Source organism: Pseudomonas sp. 3B-A001-10F (assembly GCF_056313565.1).
Genome location: NZ_JBQYFW010000007.1, coordinates 115,152 through 126,484 on the forward strand (window position 1 = coordinate 115,152; position 11,333 = coordinate 126,484).

General features: G+C 60.0%; 7 protein-coding genes. 5 read left to right on the forward strand and 2 right to left on the reverse strand.

Features of this window, described 5'->3' with window-relative positions:
* Positions 1-158: 158 nt before the first annotated feature.
* From AC0ZWN_RS09570 to AC0ZWN_RS09580, 3 genes are all read left to right on the forward strand, one after another.
* On the forward strand, positions 159-3,029 hold the full coding sequence (locus tag AC0ZWN_RS09570) for a putative bifunctional diguanylate cyclase/phosphodiesterase (protein ID WP_476334851.1): 2,871 nt from the start codon (positions 159-161) through the stop codon (positions 3,027-3,029).
* 127 nt (positions 3,030-3,156) lie between these two features.
* On the forward strand, positions 3,157-4,023 hold the full coding sequence (gene hexR, locus AC0ZWN_RS09575) for a transcriptional regulator HexR (RefSeq protein ID WP_007962240.1): 867 nt from the start codon (positions 3,157-3,159) through the stop codon (positions 4,021-4,023).
* Between the two features lie 226 nt (positions 4,024-4,249).
* Positions 4,250-4,453, forward strand: coding sequence for a PA3496 family putative envelope integrity protein (locus AC0ZWN_RS09580; RefSeq protein WP_093429603.1), 204 nt, complete (start codon positions 4,250-4,252; stop codon positions 4,451-4,453).
* Here AC0ZWN_RS09580 and AC0ZWN_RS09585 read toward each other — a convergent pair.
* On the reverse strand, positions 4,395-5,357 hold the full coding sequence (locus tag AC0ZWN_RS09585) for a LysR family transcriptional regulator (RefSeq protein WP_093429604.1): 963 nt from the start codon (positions 5,355-5,357) through the stop codon (positions 4,395-4,397). The genes AC0ZWN_RS09580 and AC0ZWN_RS09585 overlap by 59 nt on opposite strands.
* Before the next feature lie 190 nt (positions 5,358-5,547).
* On the opposite strand from AC0ZWN_RS09585, the gene AC0ZWN_RS09590 reads away from it, so the two are divergent.
* Together AC0ZWN_RS09590 and oadA are read left to right on the forward strand one after the other, a co-directional pair.
* Positions 5,548-6,963: an acetyl-CoA carboxylase biotin carboxylase subunit gene (locus tag AC0ZWN_RS09590; protein ID WP_025112637.1), complete on the forward strand. Its 1,416-nt coding sequence runs from the start codon at positions 5,548-5,550 to the stop codon at positions 6,961-6,963.
* A gap of 11 nt (positions 6,964-6,974) precedes the next feature.
* Positions 6,975-8,783, forward strand: a complete 1,809-nt coding sequence (gene oadA / locus AC0ZWN_RS09595; RefSeq protein ID WP_476334852.1) for a sodium-extruding oxaloacetate decarboxylase subunit alpha — start codon at positions 6,975-6,977, stop codon at positions 8,781-8,783.
* A 198-nt stretch (positions 8,784-8,981) separates the two neighbouring features.
* Here oadA and AC0ZWN_RS09600 read toward each other — a convergent pair whose 3' ends face one another.
* Positions 8,982-11,159, reverse strand: a complete 2,178-nt coding sequence (locus AC0ZWN_RS09600) for an autotransporter domain-containing protein (RefSeq protein ID WP_476334854.1) — start codon at positions 11,157-11,159, stop codon at positions 8,982-8,984.
* Positions 11,160-11,333: the final 174 nt, after the last annotated feature.

Here is an 11,333-nt window from a genome sequence, read left to right on the forward strand (position 1 = left end):
CATTGGCCCGCCGCGTTCCCAGGGTTTGGCCGCTGGCAAAGGACGGAAAAGTTTAAGTGAAATTATGATCTTGAGCAGTTTGGCAACGGGATCTGCTTGTGTATGCTCCGTCCACGTTTCGGGCGCACGCCCTCCTTATAAGAACAAGAACGTTGCCCATGACCCTCAGCTCCGAACTGTCGGGCCCCTCCGTGGATCCCCGGGTTATCCGCAAGCACTATGCCGTCGAGATGGCGGTCGAGCGCACGCGTCTGCTGTATCAGGGCTCGTTGTTGCCCACGCTGTTCATGTTGATCAATGGTCTGGTCTGCGCCGCTTTGCTCTGGAGCCCGCAGCGCTATTTCGTGGTCAGCGTCTGGCTGGTGTGGTTGCTGTCGCTGGTGGCGTTGCGGGTGATTCAGGTGGCGGCGTTCGATTCGGCGATCCCTGATCGTCAGGCGCAACCGATCTGGCGGCGGATGTTTCTGCTCGGGTCGACCATGACCGGTCTGACCCTGGCCGGTGCCGGCATCGCCCTGGTGCCCGCCGACAACTTCATTCAGCAAGCCTGGGTATTCGGCCTGATCGGCGCCGCAACCCTCTCGGCTAGCGTCGCCTACGCGGTGAGCCTGCCGGCGTTTCTGTCGTTTACCTTGCCCTGCCTGTTGCCGGCGATCGGTTATCTGTTCTGGGGCGGTGACGAGCAGGCGCGCGGTTGGGGCTGGCTCGGGCTGATCCTGCTCGGCTCCCTGAGCGTGGTGGCGTGGCAGGTCAATCGGCTGATTGATCGCGGTTTGCTGCGGCGCTTCCAGAATCAGCACTTGATCGAACACCTGCAGCAAACGCAGGCACGCAGCGAACAGCTCAATCAGGAATTGGCCAAAGAAATCGACCAGCGCCGCTGCGCCGAGGGCAAATTGCGTGAAGCGCAGGTCGAACTCGAAGACCGCGTGGCCCAGCGCAGCCTTGAACTGGACGCGGCCAATCAGGCCCTGAGCAAAAGCGAAGCGCGGCTGGCGCTGGCGTTGAAGGCCAGTGAGCTGGGGCTGTGGGACTGGAACCTGCAAACCGACGAAGTCCACCACACGCAGATTCAGGAGCTGTTCGGCCTCGCTCCGGAATACGTCACGGCGCTTTTGCGCGACCTCAAGCCACGTCTGCATCCAGACGATGTGCCGACGCTGAAGTACGCATTGATCGAGCACTTGAAGGGGCGCACCGAGGACTATCAGATCGAATACCGCGTACGTCACGGCGATGGCCATTGGGTGTGGATCGAAGACCGAGGCCGCGCCGTAGAGCGCAGCGACAGCGGCCGGGTGATCCGCATGGTCGGCACCCGCCGCGACATCAGCGCCAGCAAAAGCCTCGAAGAGCAGCAGCGCCTGGCGGCGACCGTATTCGAAGCGGCCAGTGAAGGCATCGTGATTCTCGACCCGAACTATGCGCTGATCGCGATCAATCAGGCGTTCAGCCGGGTTACCGGTTACGACATCGAGGACATGCTCGGGCGCAACGTCGTCGAGCTGCCGTGCAGCCGCGACGCCCGCCGTCATTACGTGGCGATACGTCATGCCTTGGAGCAGCACGGCAGTTGGCAGGGCGAACTGGTGGAGACGCGCAAGAATGGCGAGCTGTATCCGCAGTGGCTGCAACTGAATGCAGTGCGTGATGGTCGGGGAAATGTCAGCCATATCGTCGGCTTCTTCGCCGATCTGTCAGCACGCCGCGAATCCGAAGAGCGCATGCGCTATCTGACCCATTACGACGAGCTCACCGGGTTGGCCAACCGCTCGCTGTTCCGCGAGCGCTTGCATGAAGCGCATCAACGTTCGCGTCAGGGCCGGCGCAGCCTGGCGTTGCTGCACATCAATCTCGATCGCTTCAAATTGCTCAACGACAGTCTCGGCCATGAGATTGCTGACCAGTTACTGCAGAAAATGGCGCGCCGGCTGGTCAACGCCTTACCGGAAGCGGATACCATCGCCCGCTTGTCCGGTGACGAGTTCGCCGTACTGTTCGATGCCTACGGCAATCTCTCAAGTCTGGCCCGGGTCGCCACGCGCCTGTCGAGCAAGTTGCGCCTGCCACTGACGGTCGAAGGGCATGAGCTGGTGGTCAGCGCCTCGATGGGCATCAGCATGCTGCCGGACAACGCCCGGGAAATCTCCGCACTGGTCAGCCAGTCGAACATGGCCATGCAACATGCCAAGCATCTTGGCGGGAACAACTTCCAGTTCTACACCGACAGCCTGCAGGCCAGCACCCTTGAGCGCTTGCAGCTGGAAAACCATCTGCGCAAGGCCATCGAAGACAAGCAGCTGAAAGTGTTCTATCAACCGAAGCTGTGCCTGCAAACCGGGCGTTTGAATGCGGCAGAGGCACTGGTGCGCTGGGATCATCCAACCATGGGCCAGGTGCCGCCGGGGGACTTCATCGGGCTGGCCGAGGAAACCGGTCTGATCGGGCCGATCGGCGAATTCGTCCTGCGTCAGGCGTGCTGGCAGGCCTGCGAATGGCAGCGTCAGGGGCTGGAGCCGATTCGTGTTTCGGTGAACCTGTCGGTGCATCAACTGCGTCAGGGCAAACTGGTCAGTCTGGTGCGGCAGGTGCTAGAGGAAACTGGCCTGGCGTCGCACTACCTCGAACTGGAACTGACCGAGAGCCAGTTGCTCGACAGCGTCGAGCACATCATCGCGACCTTCCAGCAACTGCGCGATCTGGGGGTGAAACTGGCCATCGATGATTTTGGCACCGGCTATTCGTCGCTGAGTTACCTCAAGCGCATTCCGGTGGATTACGTGAAGATCGATCAGGCATTCATTCGCGGTTTGGGGGAGGGCAGTGAAGATGCGGCGATCACTCGCGCGATCATTGCCATGGCCCATGGGCTGTCACTGAAAGTGGTCGCCGAAGGTGTCGAGCGCCAGGAGCAGCTGGAATTTTTACGCGCCGAGCGTTGCGATGAAGTGCAGGGTTACCTGATCAGCCGGCCGGTGGAGGCGAGCGGTCTGGCCGGGCTTTTGCGCGAACAGGAAAAACCGTTTTAAGGGCTACATGCATCCCATCGCGCCTGATATGGGGACATGGAGTTACGCATTGAGCAGGCAAAAAGCCAATTCATGTAGTATAACTACAAGCGTGCTACATCCTTGCCCATAAGAAGAGTCCAGCCCCTTGAATCTGCTGCAACACATCGCCCAGTCACGTCACCTGTTACGCAAGTCGGAGCTCAAGGTCGCCGACCACGTGCTGCTTGACCCTGCGGCGGTGATGCACAGTTCCATGGCCGACCTGGCCCACAGCGTTGGCATCAGCGAGCCGACCATCGTGCGCTTCTGTCGCGCCATTGGTTGCTCCGGTTTCCAGGATCTCAAGCTCAAACTGGCGCAAAGCCTGGCCGCCGGAGCCAGCTTCGGTCAGTTCGCAATCCATGAAGACGACTCGGTTGCCGATTACAGCCTGAAGATTTTCGACACCACATTGCACACCTTGATGGAGGTTCGCGAGAAGCTCGATCCGGTTGAGCTGCAGCGTGCGGTGACGTTGATGTCGCAGGCGCAGCGCGTCGAGTTCTACGGCTTCGGCGCGTCGGGCGCGGTGGCGGCGGATGCGCAGCACAAGTTCTTCCGTTTGCTGCTGACGGCGGCGGCGTATTCCGATCCGCACATGCAGGCGATGTCGGCGGTGACGTTGAAACCGACCGATGTGGCGATCTGCATTTCCCAGTCGGGGCGTTCCAAGGACCTGCTGATTACCGCCAATCTGGTGCGTGAGAGCGGCGCTTCGCTGATTACTCTGTGCCCTAGCCAGACGCCGTTGGCCGAACTGTCGACCGTCAATCTGGCAATCGATGTGCACGAAGACACCGAAATCTATACGCCGCTGACTTCGCGTATTGCTCACCTGGTAGTGATTGACGTGCTGGCGATGGGCGTGGCGATGGCGCGTGGGCCGAGTCTGGTCAATCACCTGAAGAGCGTGAAGCGCAGTCTGCGCAGCTTGCGCTTGTCGCCGAAAGCCGTGAAAGCGCTGGATGACTGAAGTTATCTAAGTAATCGCGAGCAGGCTCGCTCCCACAGGGGATTTCCTGTGAACACAGATTCTGTGTCATACCGAGATCAGATGTGGGAGCGAGCCTGCTCGCGAAGGCGTCCACAAAAACACCACAACCCTGCGCAAGTTTCATCGCACTGTCATCCCCGCGCAGCCAAACCGTCATCCCTCCCGCCTATGGTGAAACTCCCGTAATCGCCTTGGGAGACTCGAAATGGCTCAGCCCTACGAAGAACGCAACAGCGCCGCGAAAACCCGTCGTCAGCAGGAAGACCAGCGCCGCATGGAGTTTCGCCGCGCTATCGAAGATCGCTTCGAACTTCGCCAGCTACAAGCCGAAATCGGCGATTTTCCCGAGATCAACCATTGGCAGGCAGCACCCGCAGCTTCCCGTCGAAGCGCTCAACCAACGCGCTGATCTGCACCCGTTCGCTGCGGATAAACGCCAGGAAGGCGTGTGCCACCGGTGACAAGCGTTTGGCCTTGGCTTGCACCAGACACCAGCTACGGAATAGCGGCAATTCCTCGACCGGCAACTCGACGAGGCCGCCGGTCGCCAGTTCCAGGTTCAGGGCGTGGCGCGTCAACAGCGCCAGGCCCAGACCCGCCTGAACACATTCACGCTGAGCTTCGGCCGAGGCCACTTCCTGAGTCTGGGTGAAGTGCACGCGTTTCTCTTTGAAGTACTCTTCGCAGGCCAGTCGTGTGCCCGAACCGGGCTCGCGGATCAGCAGCGTGTAGGGTTCCAGATCCTGCAACCGCAGCGGGCCCATGTGTGCCAGCGGGTGATCCGGGCGCGCCACGGCAACAATCGGGTTGTTGAGGAACGGCAGGAATTCCAGACCCATGTCCTGCGGCACCATCGACATGATCACCAGATCGTCGCGGTTGTCGGACAGCCTGCGAATCACCTGGCCACGGTTGACCACGGTCAGTTGCAGATTCACTTCCGGGTGCTGACGCTTGAACGCGGCGAACAGGTGCGGCACGAAGTATTTGGCGCTGGATTCCACCGCCAGTTTCAATTGGCCCTGCAGCGAACCCTGCATGTCGGACAGTTGCATATCGAGGTTTTCCAGACGCCCGAAGATGTCCCGGCTGGCGCGCTGAAGTGCTTCGGCGGCTTCGGTCATGTAGAGTTTTTTGCCGACGTAATCGAATAATGGCTGCCCGATCAGCTCTTCGAGCTGACGAATCTGTAGGCTGACGGCCGGTTGCGTGAGCGACATTTCCTCGGCTGCGCGGCTGTAAGAGCGTAAATCACACACTTCGTTGAAGATCTGCAACTGACGCAATGTCATACGCATCAATGACTTACGCATTTCTTATAGGCTCTGTCGGCAGGCTGATTGTTTAACTATAAGTCTTTACTTATGGCTAACCCAATTTTTATTCATTTTTGTTAATCCCTCATGAGCGCTAGTGTGGACCTGCGACTGAATTGAAACATTTGGTCACGCGTCGACCTGGGTCTAGCAGGTCGTGGTGCCACCGGCTCAAGGGAACCTCCAAGTGATAACAAAGATCCTGATCGCCAACCGTGGTGAGATTGCCGTACGAATCGTGCGAGCCTGCGCCGAAATGGGCATTCGCTCGGTTGCGATTTTTTCCGACGCCGACCGCCATGCGCTGCATGTGAAGCGCGCGGACGAGGCCCACAGCATCGGTGCCGAGCCACTGGCCGGTTACCTGAACCCGCGCAAACTGGTGAACCTGGCGGTTGAAACCGGCTGCGATGCGTTGCACCCCGGTTACGGTTTCCTTTCGGAAAATGCCGAGCTGGCAGACATCTGCGCCGAGCGCGGCATCAAATTCATTGGCCCGTCGGCGGAAGTCATTCGCCGCATGGGCGACAAGACCGAAGCCCGGCGCAGCATGATCAAGGCCGGTGTACCGGTGACGCCGGGCACCGAAGGTAACGTCGCCGACATCGAAGAAGCCTTGGCCGAGGGCGACCGCATCGGTTACCCGGTGATGCTCAAAGCCACTTCCGGTGGTGGCGGTCGCGGTATCCGTCGCTGCAACAGCCGCGAAGAACTCGAACAGAATTTCCCTCGGGTGATTTCCGAAGCGACCAAGGCCTTCGGTTCGGCGGAAGTGTTCCTGGAAAAATGCATCGTTAACCCCAAGCACATCGAAGCGCAGATTCTCGGTGACAGCTTCGGCAACGTCGTGCATCTGTTCGAGCGGGACTGCTCGATCCAGCGCCGTAACCAGAAGCTCATCGAAATCGCCCCGAGCCCGCAACTGACCCCGGAACAGCGCGCCTACATCGGCGACCTGTCGGTGCGTGCGGCCAAGGCTGTCGGTTACGAGAACGCCGGTACCGTGGAGTTCCTGCTCGCCGAGGGCGAGGTGTACTTCATGGAGATGAACACCCGGGTGCAGGTGGAGCACACCATCACTGAAGAAATCACCGGGATCGACATCGTCCGCGAGCAGATTCGCATCGCCTCCGGCCTGCCGTTGTCGGTGAAGCAGGAAGACATTCAGCACCGTGGTTTCGCCTTGCAGTTCCGTATCAACGCCGAAGACCCGAAGAACAACTTTCTGCCGAGCTTCGGCAAGATCACCCGTTACTACGCCCCCGGCGGCCCGGGCGTGCGCACCGACACAGCGATCTATACCGGCTACACCATTCCGCCGTTCTACGATTCGATGTGCCTGAAGCTTGTGGTCTGGGCGCTGACCTGGGAAGAGGCGATGGACCGTGGCCTGCGCGCCCTCGACGACATGCGTCTGCAAGGTGTGAAGACCACCGCCGCGTACTACCAGGAAATCCTGCGCAACCCGGAATTCCGTAGCGGCCAGTTCAATACCAGCTTCGTTGAAAGCCACCCTGAACTGACCAACTACTCGATCAAGCGCAAACCCGAAGAGCTGGCCCTGGCCATCGCCGCCGCCATCGCCGCCCACGCAGGCCTGTGAGGAATACAACAATGTCCAAGAAGATCTTTGTCACCGATACCATCCTGCGCGACGCTCACCAATCGCTGCTCGCCACCCGCATGCGCACCGAAGATATGCTGCCGATCTGCGACAAGCTCGACAAAGTCGGCTACTGGTCGCTGGAATGCTGGGGCGGCGCGACGTTCGACGCCTGCGTACGGTTTCTGAAAGAAGACCCGTGGGAGCGTCTGCGCCAACTGCGCGCGGCGCTGCCTAACACGCGCCTGCAAATGCTTCTGCGCGGGCAGAACCTGCTGGGCTACCGCCACTACAGCGACGACGTGGTCAAAGCCTTCGTCGCCAAAGCAGCGGTCAACGGCATCGACGTGTTCCGCATCTTCGATGCGATGAACGACGTGCGTAACCTGCGCGTGGCGATCGAGGCGGTGAAGGCTGCCGGCAAACATGCCCAGGGCACCATCGCTTACACCACCAGCCCGGTGCACACCATCGATGCGTTCGTCACTCAGGCCAAGCAGATGGAAGCCATGGGTTGCGACTCGGTGGCGATCAAGGACATGGCCGGCCTGCTGACTCCGTACGCCACTGGCGAACTGGTTCGCGCGTTGAAAGCCGAGCAATCGCTGCCGGTGTTCATCCACTCCCACGACACGGCCGGTCTGGCGACCATGTGCCAGCTCAAGGCGATCGAAAACGGCGCCGATCATATCGACACCGCGATCTCCAGCTTCGCTTCGGGCACCAGCCACCCGGGCACCGAGTCGATGGTTGCAGCGCTCAAGGGCACCGAGTACGACACCGGCCTGAACCTCGAACTGCTGCAAGAGATCGGTCTGTACTTCTACGCCGTGCGCAAAAAATACCACCAGTTCGAAAGCGAATTCACTGCCGTCGACACCCGTGTGCAGGTCAACCAGGTGCCGGGCGGGATGATCTCCAACCTTGCCAATCAGTTGAAAGAGCAGGGCGCCCTTAACCGCATGGCCGAAGTGCTGGCGGAAATCCCACGCGTGCGCGAGGACCTCGGCTTCCCGCCACTGGTGACCCCGACTTCGCAAATCGTCGGCACCCAGGCGTTCTTCAACGTGCTGGCCGGCGAGCGCTACAAGACCATCACCAACGAAGTGAAGCTGTACCTGCAGGGCGGTTACGGCAAAGCGCCGGGCGTGGTCAACGAGAAGCTGCGTCGCCAGGCGATCGGCAGTGAAGAGGTCATCGATGTGCGTCCGGCCGATCTGCTCAAGCCGGAAATGACCAAGTTGCGTGCTGATATCGGCGCCTTGGCCAAGTCCGAAGAAGACGTGCTGACCTTTGCGATGTTCCCGGACATCGGCCGCAAGTTCCTCGAAGAGCGTGCCGCCGGCACCCTCACCCCTGAAGTACTGCTGCCGATTCCGGAAGCGGGCGGTGTGACCAAGGCGGGCGGCGAAGGCGTGCCGACCGAGTTCGTCATCGACGTCCACGGCGAAACTTACCGCGTCGATATCACCGGTGTCGGCGTCAAAGCTGAAGGCAAGCGTCACTTCTACCTGTCCATCGACGGCATGCCGGAAGAAGTGGTGTTCGAACCGCTCAACGAATTCGTCGGCGGTGGCAGCAGCAAGCGTAAGCAAGCCTCTGCACCGGGCCACGTCAGCACCACCATGCCGGGCAACATCGTTGATGTGCTGGTCAAGGAGGGCGATACCGTCAAGGCCGGCCAGGCTGTGCTGATCACCGAAGCGATGAAGATGGAAACCGAAGTCCAGGCAGCGATTGCCGGCAAGGTAACCGCCATTCATGTGGCCAAGGGTGATCGGGTCAATCCGGGTGAAATTCTGATCGAGATCGAAGGCTGAGATAACGGCCGCGATCCAACGTTTTAAACCTCGGGGGGGCATGTGCTCCCCTTTTTTTTCATCCGGAATTTGTCTGCATCACATGAGGCCTATGTGGGAGCGAGCCTGCTCGCGAAGAGGAGTGTCAGTCGATATTTATTCAACTGACCGATCGCATTCGCGAGCAGGCTCGCTCCCACAGTGACGATGTTCAATCCGTCAGAACGCCATGCGCCATTGGCCCATTACGCCATGAGTGCGGCTGTCAGTGGCCATTTCACCCGTGAGACCCACACCGACCGTGTGATTGGCAGACAGCCCGAGATCGAGGCCGGCATCCACCGACAGGCTGTTGCGATCCAGCGCGGCACCGGCAATTTCAAAGCGTTTGCCACCCTTGACCAGTTGCTGGCGGGTGTCGCTTTCGATCTCGCCAAAGGTGTGTTTCCAGCCGGCACTGAATCGCGGTGTCAGCGTCATGCCGTTGTCCAGCCGATTGATTTTCGCCGTGCGCAGGCCAAAGGTACTGCTGAGGTTGTCGCGGGTTTGTCCGAAGACTTTCAGCGCCGCATCCCCGCCGTTTTCGCGGTAGCTGTCGCGTTGATAGCGCTGATAGCCGACGCTGGCGAACGGTTCGAGCGTCGCGTTGTGCCGGCCGATGTTGACCGCCAGTTCGGCAAAGGCTTGTTGGGTGTTGGCGTCATAGTTGCCCTTGAGGCGATCGCTGAAGCCGTTGAAGGCCACGCGACGTTTACTGGCGCCGTCATGACTGGCGTAGGTCGCCCCGAGACGCAGCGAGAAGGGGCCGTCCTGACGTGCGGCGTAGGCACCGAGGTGCCAGCTGTCGAGGTCGCCATCGTATTGCCGGGCATCGAGTCTGGTCTGCGATTTACCGCCGACCAGGCCGACATGCCATTGCTCGTTGAGCCGCCAGTCGGCGCCCATGACCAGGCCTTGGGTAGCGTGTTTGAGGGTGCTGTCGAAGTTGCGGTCGACTTTGCCACCATGGCCAAGCGCCTGAATCCACACGCGCCCGGAATCGGCAGCGCCGGCGGCCTGACGCGGCGAGTTGCCGGAACTGTAGGCAGAACCGTAACGGCTGTTCAGTTGCTGCATGGCCGAAAGCATGCTCGCGCTTACGGGAGTGATGCTGCTCAGCGTGGCTTTGGCGAGGTTTGCATTGCTGCCGGCGGCGAGTTGTTCGAGGGCGACCGGTGCGGTGGTTTTGTCGCTGGTCAGAAGCGCGGCGACTGCTGCGTTTGCAGGTTTTATAGGCGCAGGTGCGGGCGGTTCGGCGGTCTCGTTAACTTGCGCAGTAAGAGGTTCGTCCGGCATTGGCGATGGGACGGACTCTGCAGTGGGAGTCGGCGCTGAAGTCGGGACAGGAACAGAAATTGGAGCTGGTGCAGACGCCGTCAATGGCGTTGTTGTCACTGATGGCGCAGGTGCTGTTGGATCGACAATGGCCTCGGCAGCGGCACGAGTGTTGGCTGTCGTGGCAGCGCTCGAAAGCGGCTTACCGTTACGGGCGTAAGTCAGCCCGACGGACTTTTTGTTGTATTGCGCAGTGGCTGTCATGAAGGCGAGGTCGCTAACGACCGTACCGAATTCGCCTTCTACCTTGCCCGCTTCGAGGATTTTGTACTGTCTGCTTTGCGGATATTCTCCCGGACCCGCAACGACTTTCAGGGTGGCGCCTTCCAGCTTGGCGGTGCCATCAACCTTGATCGTTTGACTGCCACCGGGGGTGACCTCATAAGCCAGTTCGGCGGTCGGGGACAAGCGCAAGTCGCCTTTCACGCGCGGGCTGCCTAGCACCTCATTGACGGTGAGCAGGCCGGCGACCTCCAGGCTTCCCACCACACCTTTACCGGCAAAGCTGCCACCGCTCTCGACATACACGTCGCCCTTAATGCTCCCCAGGTTGGTCAACGTGGTACCGCTGTTGACCAGCACGCCCTCCTTGAAGTCTCCCTTGGAACTCAGCGCCCAATCGCCCCGGCTGAGGAACAGGCCGTTGAAATTACGTGTGTCTTTCAGCTCGCCGCCTGCCGCTGCATCCAGGAACAGGACGTTATCTCCCCCGCCACCATCCAGCAGGCCGGTAAAGCTTGCGCCGTCCGTGAGCGTGATCAGATCGTTTACAGCGGTACCTTTAAACGTTTCTTTAGGGGTTTTAAATGCGATGGGCACCGTACTTGGGTCGGTGAGAAATCCCTTCAGTCGTTCAAGCGCCATTTTTTTAGGGCTGGTTTCGGACAATTCAGTGACATCCGCTACTGCGGTTGAATCAGCGACTTCAGAGGGTTGCTGAGCGTTGGCAACCGCTACGCAACCCAGCGCCAGCGAAATGGCCAAAGCCAGATGTTTTGGTTTGAACGTGTGTCGAATGGTCATTGAGTCGAGCCTCGGTTAGCAGGAGACCCAACTCTATTGATGCACTGAAAAATTCGATGTCGGCTGCTTCCCGCAGGCTTGCAGGCGACATCGCATCGTTTTGTAGAAAATGACCGCGAGATCCGCAACCAGGATTTTTACTCGGTTGCAGCGTTCCCTTTTCCTACAACCATT